Raw genomic sequence first — 15,863 nt, forward strand, 5'->3', positions numbered from 1 at the left:
CAGGGGCATGATAGACGACTTCCTCACTATTTGACTACCGGGGAGGATTTCTATATACTTGGGACACCATGACCAGCAGGAACACGTCCGCCCAACCCGAACCCCAGTTCAAGGTGCACGATCACGTGGTCTACCCACTCCAGGGAGTGGGTGAGGTGGTACGGATCGAGGAAAGGGAATTCAAGGGAGAGGGACTCCTCTACTACGTGATCTACATCCCGGTCTCCGATATGACGGTGATGGTTCCTGTCCACAAGGCCGCGGAGATAGGCATCAGACCCATCGTATCCAGGGAGGAAGCGCTCGAGGCCCTCGACTTCATCTCCGAGAATCCCCAGGCAGGCCCCACCGACTGGAAGACCCGCTACCAGATGAACCTGGATCTCCTCAAGAAGGGAAGCGTGATGGATATCGCCCGCGTGGTCCGAGCCCTCTACTACCGAAGCAAGATAAAGGAGCTGCCCATCCTGGAACGCAAGCTCTTCGACAACGCCCTCCGCATTCTGGTGGACGAGATATCCTTCGCCCTCGAGATCTCCGCGAAAGAAGTGGAGGCCCGCATCTTCCAGCAACTCGAACAGGAGAGCGCGCCCATCGAGGAAGAAGAAGAGGACCTATTCGAGGAAGAGGACGAAGATCTGAACTTCGAAGAAGAGGACGAGGAAGAGAACGGGGACGACATGGAGGACGCAGACCTGGACGAAGAGGACGATTCCGAGGAATGAGCGCCGATGCCGGTTTCGTGGTCACCGCGGCAGGGGCGAGCGCCCGGATGGGCGGAGCCCGGAAGAAGGAATACCGCCTCCTCGACGGCCTCCCCGTGCTCCTCCACAGCATCCAGGCAGCCTTCCGAACCGGACTCTTCGACCGCTATGTGGTAGTGCTCCCTCCAGGGGACGAGGCGGTCTGGTACGATGAGTTGCTCCCGCTCCTCGACAACCCATGTCGAGATCTCGTCACCCTTGCACCGGGTGGAACCTCACGTCAGGAGTCGGTGTTCCACGCCCTCGAGGCCCTCTCGGGAGACCCCCCGGAGATCGTCCTCATCCATGACGGCGCCCGCCCCTGGGTGAGCCCGGACCTCATCGGAAGGGTGTACCGAAAGGCGAGAGAGAAGGGAGCCTGCATCCCGGTGGTCGCCCTCGTGGACGCCCCAAAGAGGATAGGCCCCACCGGGGAAGTCGTGGAACACCTCGACAAGCACCACCTCGTGGGGGCCCAGACCCCGCAAGGTTTCCGCTTCTCCCTCATCTATGAGGCCCACAGGCGGTTCCACGATCGTCTCCACCTCTTTCCTGACGATGCCGCCCTCTGTCACGCGGCAGGTATCCCCGTCCATACGGTGGAGGGAGATCCGGTCAACAGGAAGATCACCTTTCCCTGGGATCTGCCATGAGAATCGGAATGGGTTACGACAGCCACAGACTCAAGAAAGGGCGCCCCCTCATGCTGGGCGGTGTGCAGATACCCTCCCCTCGTGGGGAGGCAGGACACTCGGACGGGGACGTACTCCTCCATGCCATCACCGACGCCATCTACGGCGCCCTCGCGGAGGGAGATATAGGCACGCACTTTCCCCCTTCCGATCCTCGCCACAAGGACAAGCCCAGCAGGTTCTTCCTCTCGCACGCACTCGATCTCATGGAGTCCCGAGGTTTGCGTATCACGAACCTGGACTGTACGGTGATCCTCGAACGTCCCAGGCTCGCCCCCCACAGGGAGGCCATCCGCGCCTCTCTCTCGGCGCTCCTCTCCCTCCCCCCCGATGCCGTCTCCATAAAAGCCAAGACAAAGGAAGGCCTCGACGCCGCCGGGCGAGGCAAGGCGATCGAGGCCTTTGCGGTGCTCCTGCTCGAAGAGAGGGTGTGAGACTCAGTCCTCCTCGGAGATGAGGAGCGTCTTGGGATCGAGCACCAGATGGAGATCGGTATCCCCCAGTCTGTCCCTGTCCTTCACCAGGTGGAGGGTCACTCCGTCCTTTCCGGGGAGGAGGAGAAGGACCACATCCAGCATGTCCTTCACCGGATCCAGGAGCTTCGGGAAACTCCCCTCGTCCACTTCCGGGGCCGCCTCGCCGGTGGAGGCGGAGAACCAGAACGAGATCCCCAGGTCCTCGGCGACCTCTTTGAAAAGGGCGAACTCATGGGGATCGACCGTGGTGAACTCATAACCATCCACGATCACCTGATCCACGTCGAAGGCCCCACCCTCCTTGAGGGCCCTGAGGGTAGCCACCACGTGGGAGGTCTTCGCCCCCTCCTTGTGAAAGTTGAGGATCACGCGGTTTCGGATGATCTCCTCGTGCACATCCATGGCATTCTCGAGGTTCCGCTTCCTCGCGATCTCCTTGAAGATGTCCTCGTACCAGTCGATGAGGTGATGGACGTTGGGGGCGTAGGAGATGTGGATCACGTGTTTGCCTTGGAAGAGCTTGTCCGTCGCGACATGGACGAGACAGGCCGTCTTTCCTATCCCCTTCTTGCCGGTGAGGACTCCTATCTCTCCGGGCTTGAGCCCGCCATGGAGGGAACGTTCGAGGATACGGAGCGGACTCCTCTTGATCAGCTCTGTCTTTACCATACGAAGGCCTCCTCTTACCCTTCCACCTTTGCTTTTTTCTGGAACTTCTGTTTCAGTTCCTCGGCGATATTCACGGGAACCTTCGCGTACCGGGCGAACTCCATGCTGAACTCCGCCTTCCCTTGGGTGAGGGACCTGAGCACCGTCGAGTAGCCGAACATCTCGCTGAGCGGCACCTCCGCCTCCACCCGGCACATCATCCCGTCCTCTGTACTACTCAGTATAATACCTCGACGCTGGTTGATGCTAGCGAAGATGTTTCCCTGGAACTCGGTAGGCCCTTCCACGGTGACCTTCATGATGGGTTCGAGTATGACCGGGTCGGCCTTCTCGTACGCCTCTCTGAAGGCGCCGATCGCGGCGAGCTGGAACGCGATGTCGGAGGAGTCCACCGCATGGTACTGGCCGTCGTTGATGACCACCCTCACGCCCACCACCGGGAACCCGATGAGGCTCCCCTTCTCCATGGCCTTCTGGAACCCCTTGTCACAGGAGGGGATGTACTCGTTGGGGATCACCCCGCCTTTGATCTGATCCACGAACTCGTAGGTCTTCCCCTCTTCCAGGGGGATCGGTTCGATATATCCGGCCACCCGTCCGTACTGTCCGGATCCGCCCGTCTGCTTCTTGTGGAGATAGTCGAAGTCGGCCCGCTTCGTGATGGTCTCACGATATGCCACCTGGGGCATGCCGGTCTCCACGTCGGCCTTGTACTCGCGCCGCATCCGTTCGATATACACATCGAGGTGAAGCTCGCCCATCCCCTGGATGATGGTCTCATTGGTCTCCGGATCGATGTACACCCTGAAGGTAGGGTCCTCCTTGGCGAAGCGGTTGAGCGCCTTGGCCACGGCGTCCTCGGACTTCTTGTCCTTGGGCTTTATGGCGAGCGAGATCACCGGTTCCGGGACATACATGGAGGTCATGGCGTAGTTGAGCGAAGGATCGCAGAAGGTGTCGCCCGAGACGCAGTCGATCCCGAAGAGGGCCACGATGTCCCCACAGCGGGCCTCGGAGATGTCCTCCATGTGGTTCGCGTGCATACGCACGAGCCGCCCGATCTTGAATTTCTTCCTGCTCCGGGTGTTCAAGAGCTCCATGCCCTTTTTCACCATGCCCTGGTAGATCCTGATGTAGGTGAGCTGACCGTACTGTCCGTCCTCGAGCTTGAACGCATAGGCCACCGTGGGTGCATCGTCCACGGACTTGAGCTCCACCTCGGCCTCGTCGTTCGAGAGATCGAGCGCCACGTTCTTGATGTCGTAAGGCGAAGGGAGATACCGCACTACTCCGTCGAGGAGGGGCTGCACCCCCTTGTTCTTGTAGGCCGCCCCCATGAAGATGGGACAGAGCTTCAGCGAGAGGGTCCCCTTGCGGATCGCATCGTGAATGAGGTCTTCGGGGATGTCCTCGCCTTCCAGGATGGCCTCCGCGAGATCGTCGGAGTACATGGAGAGGGCGTCGAGCATCTCCTCCCGTTTTGCCTCCGCCTCGGCCACGAGTTCGCCGGGAATCTCGGCTTCTACCACGTGTTCACCGTTGGCGCCCTCGAAATAGAGGGCCTTCATGGTGATGAGATCCACCACTCCCTTGTGCTGATCCTCGAGCCCGATGGGGATCTGGACCAGGACTGCATCGAGTCCCAGCTTCTCCTCTATCTGATCGCGCACCTTGTAGGGGTTGGCCCCCACGCGGTCGCACTTGTTGATGAAGGCGAGCCGGGGGACCCGGTAGCGCTTGAGCTGTCTGTCCACCGTGAGCGTCTGCGACTGCACCCCGCCGACCGCACAGAGCACGAGCACGGCGCCGTCGAGCACCCTGAGCGCCCGTTCCACCTCGATGGTGAAATCCACGTGCCCCGGCGTATCGATGATGTTGATCATGTGATCCTTCCAGGTCACATAGGTGGCCGCCGAGGTGATGGTGATACCCCGCTCCTTCTCGAGCTCCATGTAGTCCATGGTAGCGCCCGCCCCATCCTTCCCCTTCACCTCGTGGATCTGGTGGATGCGGTTGCAGTAGTAGAGGATCCGCTCGGTGAGAGTGGTCTTCCCCGAGTCGATGTGTGCGCTGATCCCTATGTTGCGCATGTGTTTCTGGAAATCGTTCATAGCTCCTTCCTTCTCTCCTCCTGAGAGTTGTATGGCTCCATTGTCGAGGATTGATCCCCCAATGATGTGCGTACTACACAATCGAAAAAAACGACGTGAGCGTCAACCTTGTTATGAAATCACTGTCCGAGCCGCCTGAGGATAGAACATTTTCGGAAAAAGATCAATCACCCCTCGCTACACCATCGCCGCATCCACCACCTTCTCCACGAGCGGTTCCACGATGGAGCAGGCTTCCTCCTTGGAAAGACCCTCCACCTTGACGATGAAGAGGGCGCTGGTCGGATCCTCACCGAGGAAGGTCCCCAGGGAGACGATGTTCCCCCCGGCCCGGGCGATGGCGGAGGCGATGTCCGCGATCTCTCCCCGCCTCTCGGGGATGAGAAGGGTGAGCCGCACCCCTTTCTTCCTGGTACCGAAGAGTTCCACGAACCGCTTGAAGATGTCGCTCTCAGTGATGATCCCCACGAGTTTCTCCCCCCGAACCACGGGGAGCCCTCCGATGTTGTTGTCCACCATGATCCGGGCCGCATCCTCGATGTAGGTGTCCTCCGTCACCGTGATCACCGGCGTGCGCATCACCTCCTTGATCCTCACCTTCGAGAGGAGCTGCGCCATTTCGTAGACGTTGAGCGTGGTGGCGGGAGACGGTGAGGCGTAGAGCAGGTCCTTCTCCGAGACGATCCCCACCACTCTCCCCTTCTCGTCTATCACGGGAAGGCGATGGATCTTCTCCCTCCGCATCAGTTCCTGTGCATCGGAGAGCGTCGTCGCAGGAGTCACGGTCACGGGGTTGTGTGTCATCACCTGGGCTACTTTCATGCACCACCTCCTCTCTTCAGCATAGTACCCGAAGTCCGGATCTGTCAAAGCTAGCCGCCCAGGTAGGCGCGCTTCACCTCTTCGTTCTCGAGAAGCTCGGCCACCGTACCCGAGAGGATGATGTTCCCCGTCTCGAGTACATAGCCTCTATGGGCGATCTTGAGGGCCATGTGCGCGTTCTGCTCCACCAGGAGGATGGTGACACCCTCACGGTTGAGGTCCTGGATGATGGAGAAGATCTCCCGCACCAGGAGGGGGGCGAGACCCATCGAAGGCTCGTCCATCAGGAGGAGCCTCGGCCTCGACATGAGGGCCCTCCCCAGCGCGAGCATCTGCTGTTCCCCCCCGCTCAACGTCCCTGCGAGCTGTCGATACCGCTCCTTGAGCCTGGGGAACCGCTCGTAGACCTGCTCCATGTCCCTCCGAACGGCCTTCGCATCCTTGCGGGTATAGGCCCCCATGAGGAGGTTGTCCTCCACCGTGAGGTTGGCGAACACCCGCCTCCCTTCGGGGACCTGGGAGATACCGCGCTGCACGATCCCATGAGGGGAGAGGCCGACGAGGTCTTCTCCCATGAAGGTGATCCCCCCCCGGGAGACCGGCACGAGGCCGCAGATCGCATTGAGCGTGGTACTCTTCCCCGCTCCATTGGCACCGATGAGGGTCACGATCTCGCCCTCCCGGACCTCGAAGGAGATGCCGTGGAGGGCCTCGATGGCATCGTAGTTCACACGGAGCCCTTCTACCTTAAGCAATCTCCACCTCCTCTCCGAGATACGCCTTTATCACCTCGGGGTTCCGACGGATGCTCTCGGGATCCCCTTCCGCGATGATCCTGCCGTAGTCCAGGACCACGATGCGCTCGCACACGTTCATCACCAGACTCATGTCGTGCTCGATGAGCAGGATCGTGAGGGAGAAGCGCTCCCTGATGAACCGGATGAGGTCCATGAGGGCCCTGGTCTCCTTTGGATTCATCCCGGCGGCAGGCTCGTCGAGCAGGAGGAGCACGGGATGCGTTGCGAGAGCCCGCACGATCTCGAGCTTCCGCTGTTCGCCGTAGGGGAGGTTCTGGGCGAGTTCACGGGCCTTCCCTTCGATGCCGAAGATGGAAAGGAACTCCATGGCCTCATCCACGAGGGCCCGCTCACCGCGGTAGTACCGCCCGGTACGAAGGACCGCATCGAGGAGCGAGTAGGGAACCCTGTAGTGGTAGGCGATGAGGACGTTCTCGAGCACGCTCCTCCCTTTGAGGAGCCGGATGTTCTGGAACGTACGGGCGATACCCCTGCTCGTGATCTGATGGGGCTTGAGCTCGGTGATGTCCCTCGGCTCCTCGTCCCGCCTCCCCCTGAAGAGGATCCTCCCGGAGGTGGGCCGGTAGATGCCGGTGAGCATATTGAAGACCGTGGTCTTGCCCGCGCCGTTCGGGCCGATGAGGCCCACGAGCTCGCCCTCACCGAGGGTGAGGCGGAAGTGGTCCACGGCCCTGAGACCGCCGAACGAAATCGAAAGATCCCGTACCTCGAGTATGGACTTCATGTCGGATCTCCTTCCTCGGACGTACGCTTCCCGCCGGCCTTGCGGAAGAGAGACGAGATGGAGATCTCCCTCTCCCCGAAGAGGCCTTGAGGTCTGAAGAGCATCATCACGATGAGGATGAGCGGATAGATGACCATCCGGTAGTCCTTGAGGAATCTGAGGAACTCCTGGAGGGAGGTGAGAAGGAAGCCCGCCACCACGGTGCCCGTGATGCTCCCCATGCCGCCGAAGACCACGATGATGAGTATCTCCACGGATTTGAGGAAGGTGAACGTCTGGGGGGTGAGGTAACCGAAGAAGGGGGCATACAACCCTCCCCCCAAGCCCGCGATGAAGGCCGAGAGGGTGAACGAGAACATCTTGTACCCGAAGACATCGATACCCATGGTGTGGGCAGCGATCTCGTCGTCACGTATTGCGATGAGGGCCCTGCCGTAGGAAGAACGCACCACGGTGTACATGAGTGCGATCACGAGGAACATGAAGACGAGCACCACATCCATGGCCACGATCTGCTTGAGCATCCTCCCCTCGGCGAAAGGCGGCACCCCTTTGAGCCCCGCCGCCCCACCCGTGAGGGAAGGGAGGTTGATGATGATCACACGGATCACCTCACCGAAGGCGAGGGTTACGATGGCGAGATAGTCGCCCCTGAGCCGGAACGTGGGGAACCCGATGAGCATCCCCACCACGGCGGCGAGGAGTCCTCCCGAGATCACGCCGAGCACAGGGGGGAATCCCAGGAGCATCATGGTGAGGGCGCTCGTGTAGGCCCCTACCGCCATGAATCCCGCATGGCCGATGGCCAGCTGCCCGGTGAACCCGGTGATGAGGTTGAGCCCGAGCGCCACGATCACATTGATCCCGGAGAGGGTGATCACCTGGGCCGTGTAGAGTGTGGTGAACCCCGACCGCACGAGGGCGGTGACTGCGGCAACCACGCCGATGGAGAGTCCCGCGAGCACGAGCCCGTCTCTGTATTCTTTTCTCATGGCTACACCTTCTCGCTGGTTTCTTTCCCGAAGAGTCCCGAGGGCTTCACGAGCAGGATGAGGATGAGGATACCGAAGGCGATCGCATCGGCGAGCTGCGAGTTGATGAAGCCCTTTGTGTAGGTCTCAGCGAGCCCCATGATGAACCCTCCCACCATGGCGCCGGGGATGCTCCCGATACCACCCAGTACGGCCGCCACGAAGGCTTTGAGCCCGGGCATGATGCCCATGTACGGCTCGATGAGGGGATAGGCCGAGGCGAAGAGGATCCCCGCGGCCGCGGCGAGGGCCGACCCGAGGGCGAAGGTGAAGGAGATCACCCGGTTGACGTCGATCCCCATGAGGGCACTCGCGGGCTTGTCGTAGGAGACGGCCCGCATGGCCTTCCCCACCTTGGTGCGTTCCACGATATAGGAGAGCACGAGCATGAGCACCACCGAGACCACGATGATGAGGAGCTGGATGTTGCTGATACCCACTCCCCCGTAACTGAGGAAGACCGAGGGGGGAGTCGGGAACTGCCTCGGATTGGGCCCGATGAAGGGGAGGACGCGGGCGAGGTTCTCGAGGAAGAGACTCACCCCGATCGCGGTGATGAGGGCGTTGATACGGGGCGCGTTCCTCAGAGGCTTGTAGGCGAAGCGCTCGATGATCATACCGAGGATGGCGCTCCCGGGCATGGCCACCAGGAAGGCGAGCACCAGGCCGAGGGGGGTGGGACCGGTCGCCATGAGCACGAAGTAGGCCATGAACGTGCCGAGCATGAGGATATCGCCGTGGGCAAAGTTGATGAGTTTTATGATCCCGTAGATCATGGTGTAGCCGATGGCGATGAGGGCGTAGATCCCTCCCAGCGCGATCCCGTTGACGGTCTGTTGCAGGACTTCCCCCAGCAGGTTCACAGCGGACTCCTCTCAATGATACACAGGATAAAGGGGGGCTCGAGCCCCCCTTTGATGATTTGTCACGAATCTCACGGGTTGACCGTGGCGGCGTACTTCACCACGAGGTTTCCACCCTCTTCCGTGATGGCGTTCACCACCGCGGACTTCACCGGATTGCGGTTCTCGTCGAACCTGATGTACCCGGTGACGAACTTGCCTTCGACCTGGGCGAGGGCGTCGCGGATCGCCTGGGGATCGGTGCTCCCCGCCTTCTTGAGGGCCTCGCCAAGGATTTCCATGGCATCGTAGCCCAGGGCCGCGAGGGCGCTCGGAGTCTTGCCGAACTTCTCGGAGTACTTCTTCACGAACTCCTGTACGTCCTTGTCGTCGGACTCGGGCGAGTAGTGGTTGGAGAAGTAGGAGTTGGCAACCTCGGGACCGGCCACGTCGGTGATCCCGTCCCAGCCGTCGGCACCCAGGAGCGGGATGTCCATCCCCTGGGCCCGAGCCTGCTTTGCGATGAGGGCCACGGTGTTGTAGTAGTCGGGCAGGAAGAGGACGTCGGGATCCTGCGCCTTTATCTTGGTGAGCTGGGCATTGAAGTCCTTGTCGCCGGTCTGGTAGGACTCGAAGGCCACCACCTCGCCGCCGAGGGCGGTGAAGGCGTCCTTGAAGTTGTTGGCGATGCCGGAGGAATAGTCGTTCGCCACGTCGAAGAGCACCGCGGCCTTGCGGGCGCCGAGGTTCTCATAGGCGAACTTCGCCACCACGGTCCCCTGGAACGAGTCGATGAAGCAGGCCCGGAAGATGTAGTCGCCTGCGAGCGTCACCTGGTCGTTGGTGGCGGTGGGGGTGATGAGGGGCACCTGGTCGGACTGGGCGGAGTCGACCACTGCGAGCGTGCAGTTCGAGGTGAGGGGCCCTACGATGGCAGCCACGTTGTCCTGGGTGACGAGCTTGAGATAAGCCGCCTTGGTCTTCTCGGGATTACCCTCGTCGTCCTCCACGATGACCTCGATGGGCACACCGTTCACGCCGCCTGCGGCATTGATCTCCTCCGCCGCGAGCTTGATGGCGTTGGTGGTGTCCACGCCGTAGGTGGAGAGGGTGCCGCTCGTGGGCATGATCACGCCGACCTTGATGGTCTTTTCTCCACCACCCTGCGCGAACACGAACGTGGAGACCGTCAACACTACCAGCACAATGGAGAGCAGTCTCTTCATGCGTCTTACCTCCTCCTGAGTTTGGGGTGACATTAGATTACACCCATTTTCTTTTTGTGTCTATATGGAGAATAAAGAAAAGCAGCCGAGGCTTGATATATCAGCATACCCCCATTTTAGCAGTAGAATATGCAGAAATTTTCAATCTTTTTTGCTCATATGCCATTTCTGTAGATCAAAAAGCGCCAAAACACGACAAAAACCACTCCAATAAACCCCTCCCTCCTCCTTTCGGGTCCGCTTTCCCGTTCGTGTCTCGAGGATACCTTGCCTTTTTTCCGAAAACAAGTAGAGTATTGTCCATGGAGAGTTCGGCATACTACTTCACCTATGAGGACATCCATCGGACCGTGGAACGCCTCGCCCGGCGTATACAGGAGTCCCGGTTCGATCCCGATGTCATCGTCGCCATAGGAACGGGAGGGTTCATACCCGCCCGCATCCTCCGCACATACATCGAGAAACCCATCCTCACCGTGGGTATCGCCTACTACGACGTGAACAACAGACCCATGGAGGTGCCTCAGAAGATCCAGTGGATCGACGAGGTGGAGAAAAAGCTCAAGGGCAGACGCATCCTCCTCGTGGACGAGGTGGACGACACACGCTCCACCCTCGCCTACTGCCTCTCGGAGCTCCTCCGCAACGAGCCCGCGGCCATCTCCGTGATGGTGCTCCACAACAAACGGAAGCCCAAGAAGGCGGAGTTTCCCCCCGGTATATCACAGGTGTTCGTGGGAGAGGATCTCGAGGACTACTGGGTCTATTACCCCTGGGACGCCCTCGACATAGAGGAACACTACAGGAAGGCGAGGGCTCAGCGCTCCCCTGGAGCGTAGGGCTCTCCCAGCATGGCGGGTTCACGTCCTCTCCGCCGCTCCCTCCGCAGCCCTTCGGTCGTGAGGATGAGGAGGGTGGCGAAATAGGGGAGCATCGCAAGGAGGTTGGGGGAGAACCCCCACGGCTGGAGCACGTACTGCAGCACGAAGATCCCGCCGAAGAGGAAGGCTCCCCAGACCGCCCGCAGGGGATGCCACAGCGAGAAAATGGTGAGCGCCACCACGATCCACCCACGACCTCCCACCACGCCCTCGGTCCACGAGGCCGTGTACGAGAGCACGAGCTGGGCCCCCGCGAGCCCCGAAAACGCCCCCCCTGTCACCGTGGCGAGAATTCTCACCCGTTGTACCGGCACTCCTTCGCTCTCGGCTGCCCGCGGATGCTCACCCACCGATCGTAGGATCACCCCGCCTCGGGTATGATAGAAGAAGAACCAGAGGAGCACTGCGAGCACGAGCCCAAGGTAGAAGAAGGCGCTCTGAGAAAAGAGCACCCCGACGACGGGGATCTCAGAGAGGAAGGGGACATCGAGGGGAGCGACCCGTACCGGCTGACGCATGCCGATGTAGGACTTGCCCCACACGCTCGCGATACCGGTGCCCACCATAGCGAGGGCGAGACCGGACACCACTTGATTGCCTCGGAGGCTCACCGAGAAGAAGGCGTGCACTCCGGCGAGCAGGGCTGCGGCCGCCATGGCCGCGAGCACCGCGAGGAGGGCGCTTCCCGTGGAGAACCCCACCATGAAGGCCACCACCGCTCCCACCGACATGAGTCCCTCGATACCCAGGTTGAGGATACCGGCCCGTTCGGTGAGCACTTCGCCCAGGATGCCGAGAAGGAGGGGGGTCCCGGCGACGAGGGTCCTCTGGAGGAGCGAATGAAGCAGGGTCATGTCCATCAGATCCTCCCGGATCGGATCACGATGCGATAGTTGAGGAAGAACTCCGCTGCAACGAGCGAGAGGAGGAGGATGCCGTTGAAGACCTGGACGGTGGAGGCGGGAAGCCCCACCGAGATCTGAAGCGCATCCCCTCCCACCGCGATACCGGCGAAGAAAAAGGCGGTGAGCGGCACGAGGACCGGATTCCGCCGTGCGAGCCATGCGACGATGATCCCGGTGAACCCGTATCCGGCCGAGATATTCGCGGGATACGAGAGGTGGTAGTGGATCGCGGCCACCTCACCCACACCCGCGAGACCCGCGAGGGCCCCGGAGAGGGCCATGGCGAAGAGGAGCACCGGGCCGGTATGGATCCCGGCGTAGCGCGCGGCATCCCGGCTCTCTCCCACCACGCGCACTTCGTAGCCCAACCTCGTCCGGTAGAGGATGATCCATGCCACCCCCACGGCCACCAGGGCCACTACGAGGGTGAAGAGGTGAATGCGGGTACCCGGGAGGAGGGGGATGCGCGCCGAGAGGGGAAAATCGTCCGTATAGGGGTACCCCTGCTGGGTCGCTCCCCTCCACGGACCCACCACGAGCAGGGTGACCAGCTCGAACGCGATGTAGTTGAGCATGAGGGTGGCGATCACCTCGTTGACCCCGAAGCGCTCCTTGAGGAGCACCGGGATCGAAGACCAGAGGGCCCCTCCGAGTGCGCCTGAGAGCATCATGAGCGGGAGGTTCACCCACAGCGGAAAGGCATGGGCCACGTTGAGGGCGTACCACGTGGCGGCCACGGCGCCGGCGAGGAGTTGGCCCTCGGCGCCGATGTTCCAGAACTTCGCCTGGAAGGGGATGCACAACCCCACACCGATGAGCACGAGGGGGATGGCCTTCGCGAGGGTCTCCTTGAGGCCGTACACACTGCCGAAGGATCCGGAAAACACCTTGACGATCACGTGCAGGGGGTCTGCCCCCTTGAGGAGGAAGAGGAACCCCACCACCAGCAACCCTCCCGCCAGAGCGAAGCCGATGACGGCGGCGGAGAAGGCCATCCCCGCCTCGAGTCTCCGTTCGATCTGCACCCTCATACGCGGGCCTCCACGCCTGCCATGTGATAGCCGATCTCCTCCACGTCCACCTCCTCTGCCGGGGCGAGGAAGACCATCCTCCCACGGTACATGACGCCGATGAGGTCAGAAAGCTCCAGGATTTCCTCGAGGTCCTCGGAGACGAGGAGGACCGCCGCCCCCTCGTCGCGCTGCCTGAGGATCTGCCTCCGTATGTACTCCGTGGCCCCCACGTCGAGCCCATACGTGGGGTGCGAGGCCACCAGGAGGTCCGGCTTCCGACTCATCTCCCTCCCCAGGATGAGTTTCTGGATGTTCCCCCCGGAGAGGTTCCCGGTGCGGGCATAGATCGAAGGGGCCTCCACCCCGAAGTCGTCCACGATCCTACGGGCGTGCTCCTCCATGGAACGGACGTTGAGAAAGACCACGTCGGAAAACGGCCTCATGTGGTGGTGTTTGAGGACCGCGTTCTCATAGATGAGGAGATTGGGCACGGTCCCGAACCGGAGTCGCTCTTCGGGGATGTGCCCCACCCCCAGGGCGTGGAGCACGCGGGGGGTCGCTCCGGTGACACCGTGTCCCTTCAGCCGTATCACTCCCGACACAGGCCTCCTCAGGCCGGTGATGGCCTCCACGAGCTCCTTCTGCCCGTTCCCCGACACGCCCGCGACGCCCAACACCTGATGCCGCCTTATCGTGAAGCTCACCCCCTCCACCGCGGTCTCACCCCTGTCACCCCGGACCACCAGGTCCTCCACCTCGAGCACCACCCCCCCCGGCTCCACGGGACGCCGATCCACTGAGAAGACCACCTCCCGGCCCACCATCATGCGGGCGAGCTCCCGCTTGTCGATCGAGGCCGTAGAGGCCTCGCCCACCACCCGGCCCTTCCGCAGGACCACCACACGGCCGCACACCTGGAAGATCTCCTCCAGCTTGTGCGAGATGAGGATCACCGCGTGTCCCTGGGCCGCGAACTCCCGCAACACCGAGAAGAGCTCCTGCGTCTCCTGGGGGGTGAGGACCGAGGTGGGCTCGTCCAATATGAGCACGTCGGACCCCTGGATCAAGGCCTTCACGATCTCCACGCGCTGTCGCTGCCCGGCCGAGAGCTCCCACACGAAGGCATCGAGATCGAGAGGAAACCCATACCGTGCGAGGATCGCCTCCACCTTCCGCCTCATCGCCCTGTGGGGGAACAAGAACGGAAGGGATGGGTCCGCCAGGACGAGGTTCTCGAGCACGGTGTGGTTCTCCACCAGCATGGAGTGCTGGGGCACCATGCCGATGCCCGCCCGTATCGCGTCCGCAGGGGAGCGGAAGCGGACTTCACGGCCGTCCACGAGGATGGAACCCGAGGTGGGTTGGTAGAGGCCGTAGAGGATGTTCATGAGCGTGGTCTTCCCTGCCCCGTTCTCTCCGAGGAGGCCCACGATCTCGCCCGCCCTCACGGAGAACGAGACATCACTGTTGGCCACCACCTGGGGGAAGACCTTGGTGATCCCCTTGAGCTCGAGGGATTGGACCTTCGGCATCGACCGCTCCTTCCTGCTTCCGGTATCCGGAGGACGCCCAGACACGAGAGGGGAAGCCGCCCCGCGGGAGCAGGGCGGCGATTCCGTGCATCAGTCCCGGGCCATCAGTCCCGGGGAAGTGGGGTGACCACGTTGTCCACGTGGTAATCCATGGAGAGAAGCTCGTCCTTGGTGGCCTGGACTCCCTCTGGGATCCGTAGTTCCCCGTTCTGGTCATAGATGGGTCCGGTGAAGGGCTCGAACTCCATGGTCTTCATCTGCTCGTAGCGCTTCATCACCAGGTCGTAGACCGAGATCTTCCCCAGATCAGCGGTCTCCATCATGATCTTCTTGAGTCGAGGAACGAACTTCTTATTGATGGGTTCGTCGAACTCCCCACCAAGGAGTGCAGCTCCCTCCCCGGCCCTCCACCAGAGGTCCTCACTCTTCCAGGTACCGTCGTGGATGTCCTTCAGGATCTTCTCATACATGATGCCCCAGTCCACCAGCTGGCCCGAGACCACGGCATCCTCGCCGAAGCGCTGCATGGGGCTGTAGTGGCTGAAGGCATACACGGGCTTACCCTTCTCTGTGTACTCCTGGGCCACCTCGATCACCGCTGGGGAATCCTCGGTGAAGGCGAGGACGTCCACCCCCTCTGCCACGAGGGCCTCGGCCGCCTCGCGCGCCTTGTTGGGATCGTACCAGCTGTAGATCCAGCGCACGTGAACCTCGGCATCGGGATTGACCGCCTTCACCCCCAGGGCATAGGCGTTGATGTGGCGGACCACCTCAGGGATGGGATAGGCCCCTACGTATCCCACCTTGCCCGAGGCGGTGAGGGCGCCGGCCATGAGGCCGTTGAGGTAGTAGATCTGGTAGAGCTCGGCGAAGTACGTCCCCAGGTTCTCGGCCCGCTTGAAGCCCGAGCAGTGCATGAGGATGGTATCCGGATACCGTTGGGCGGCCTTCACCGTCTCGTCCATGTAATCGAAGCTCGTGGTGAAGACCACATCGCACTGCTCCTCGTTCACCAGGCGGTCGATGATCCTCCCGGCATCGCCGGGGGTCACGGACTCCACGTACACCGTCTTCAACCAGGGGAACTTCCCCTCCACGTACTTCCGACCCTGGTCGTGGGCATGGGACCACCCGTAGTCACCCACGGGTCCTACGTAGACGAAACCCGCCTTCAGGGTCTTCTCCCCGACGGCCCCTTCCTCTTTCCTCGCGCATCCCGTGAGGATGAGAGCCATCGCGAGACCCACTGCAAAAAGCGAGAGACCTCGTTTCATCGATCGTACTCCTTTCATCTCGAGAAGTGTGGCGCAGGTCCACGAAAGATGCCCGAACGTGTACGTCATTATGGAGAAAGAGCTCACCCCCGGTCAACCGGGCC

At 61.7% G+C, this 15,863-nt stretch carries 16 protein-coding genes; 4 read left to right on the forward strand and 12 right to left on the reverse strand.

The genetic code is table 11. The annotated features are described in order from the left end of the window. The first annotated feature begins 68 nt into the window (after positions 1–68). Genes SPITH_RS09905 through ispF form a run of 3 tightly spaced genes read left to right on the forward strand, consistent with a single transcriptional unit; the run spans position 69 to position 1,869 of the window. A complete protein-coding gene (locus tag SPITH_RS09905) occupies positions 69–725 on the forward strand; it encodes a CarD family transcriptional regulator (RefSeq protein ID WP_014625524.1) in 657 nt (218 codons plus the stop codon). Continuing rightward, the gene (locus SPITH_RS09910) at positions 722–1,396 is read left to right on the forward strand and encodes an IspD/TarI family cytidylyltransferase (RefSeq protein ID WP_014625525.1); all 675 of its coding nucleotides are present in this window, start codon (positions 722–724) and stop codon (positions 1,394–1,396) included. Before SPITH_RS09905 ends, SPITH_RS09910 begins: the two co-directional genes overlap by 4 nt. After that, entirely contained in the window at positions 1,393–1,869 is a 477-nt protein-coding gene (gene ispF, locus SPITH_RS09915) for a 2-C-methyl-D-erythritol 2,4-cyclodiphosphate synthase (RefSeq protein WP_014625526.1), read from the forward strand. The genes SPITH_RS09910 and ispF overlap by 4 nt, the downstream gene beginning before the upstream one ends. 3 nt (positions 1,870–1,872) lie before the next feature. Here the strand turns inward: ispF and SPITH_RS09920 are convergent, their stop codons facing one another. The 8 genes from SPITH_RS09920 to SPITH_RS09955 all read right to left on the reverse strand — a co-directional run bounded on the left by SPITH_RS09920 (position 1,873) and on the right by SPITH_RS09955 (position 10,154). Next, on the reverse strand, positions 1,873–2,580 hold the full coding sequence (locus SPITH_RS09920) for a hypothetical protein (RefSeq protein ID WP_014625527.1): 708 nt from the start codon (positions 2,578–2,580) through the stop codon (positions 1,873–1,875). A gap of 14 nt (positions 2,581–2,594) precedes the next feature. After that, complete coding sequence (gene fusA, locus SPITH_RS09925) at positions 2,595–4,691, reverse strand: elongation factor G (protein WP_014625528.1); 2,097 nt, start codon at positions 4,689–4,691, stop codon at positions 2,595–2,597. A gap of 177 nt (positions 4,692–4,868) precedes the next feature. Beyond that, a complete protein-coding gene (locus SPITH_RS09930; RefSeq protein WP_013314676.1) occupies positions 4,869–5,513 on the reverse strand; it encodes a CBS and ACT domain-containing protein in 645 nt (214 codons plus the stop codon). Positions 5,514–5,563: 50 nt separating this feature from the next. Beyond that, entirely contained in the window at positions 5,564–6,268 is a 705-nt protein-coding gene (locus SPITH_RS09935) for an ABC transporter ATP-binding protein (RefSeq protein WP_014625529.1), read from the reverse strand. Continuing rightward, the gene (locus SPITH_RS09940; protein ID WP_014625530.1) at positions 6,261–7,055 is read right to left on the reverse strand and encodes an ABC transporter ATP-binding protein; all 795 of its coding nucleotides are present in this window, start codon (positions 7,053–7,055) and stop codon (positions 6,261–6,263) included. Before SPITH_RS09940 ends, SPITH_RS09935 begins: the two co-directional genes overlap by 8 nt. Continuing rightward, on the reverse strand, positions 7,052–8,047 hold the full coding sequence (locus tag SPITH_RS09945; RefSeq protein WP_014625531.1) for a branched-chain amino acid ABC transporter permease: 996 nt from the start codon (positions 8,045–8,047) through the stop codon (positions 7,052–7,054). Before SPITH_RS09945 ends, SPITH_RS09940 begins: the two co-directional genes overlap by 4 nt. A 2-nt stretch (positions 8,048–8,049) precedes the next feature. Continuing rightward, entirely contained in the window at positions 8,050–8,949 is a 900-nt protein-coding gene (locus SPITH_RS09950; protein WP_014625532.1) for a branched-chain amino acid ABC transporter permease, read from the reverse strand. Positions 8,950–9,020: 71 nt separating this feature from the next. Then, positions 9,021–10,154 (reverse strand): ABC transporter substrate-binding protein, encoded by a 1,134-nt coding sequence (locus SPITH_RS09955; protein WP_014625533.1) that lies wholly within the window; start codon positions 10,152–10,154, stop codon positions 9,021–9,023. A 302-nt stretch (positions 10,155–10,456) separates the two neighbouring features. Here SPITH_RS09955 and SPITH_RS09960 point away from each other — a divergent pair, with 302 nt between their 5' ends. Further along, positions 10,457–10,993: a phosphoribosyltransferase gene (locus SPITH_RS09960; protein ID WP_013314682.1), complete on the forward strand. Its 537-nt coding sequence runs from the start codon at positions 10,457–10,459 to the stop codon at positions 10,991–10,993. Here SPITH_RS09960 and SPITH_RS09965 read toward each other — a convergent pair. The 4 genes from SPITH_RS09965 to SPITH_RS09980 all read right to left on the reverse strand — a co-directional run bounded on the left by SPITH_RS09965 (position 10,972) and on the right by SPITH_RS09980 (position 15,759). Beyond that, entirely contained in the window at positions 10,972–11,895 is a 924-nt protein-coding gene (locus SPITH_RS09965) for an ABC transporter permease (protein ID WP_014625534.1), read from the reverse strand. The genes SPITH_RS09960 and SPITH_RS09965 overlap by 22 nt on opposite strands. Next, entirely contained in the window at positions 11,895–12,971 is a 1,077-nt protein-coding gene (locus tag SPITH_RS09970; RefSeq protein ID WP_014625535.1) for an ABC transporter permease, read from the reverse strand. The genes SPITH_RS09965 and SPITH_RS09970 overlap by 1 nt, the downstream gene beginning before the upstream one ends. After that, positions 12,968–14,485, reverse strand: a complete 1,518-nt coding sequence (locus SPITH_RS09975) for an ABC transporter ATP-binding protein (protein ID WP_014625536.1) — start codon at positions 14,483–14,485, stop codon at positions 12,968–12,970. Before SPITH_RS09975 ends, SPITH_RS09970 begins: the two co-directional genes overlap by 4 nt. A 104-nt stretch (positions 14,486–14,589) precedes the next feature. Then, entirely contained in the window at positions 14,590–15,759 is a 1,170-nt protein-coding gene (locus SPITH_RS09980; RefSeq protein ID WP_014625537.1) for a BMP family ABC transporter substrate-binding protein, read from the reverse strand. Positions 15,760–15,863: the final 104 nt, after the last annotated feature.

It is taken from the genome of Spirochaeta thermophila DSM 6578, from assembly GCF_000184345.1.
GTDB classification, from domain to species: Bacteria; Spirochaetota; Spirochaetia; order Winmispirales; family Winmispiraceae; genus Winmispira; species Winmispira thermophila.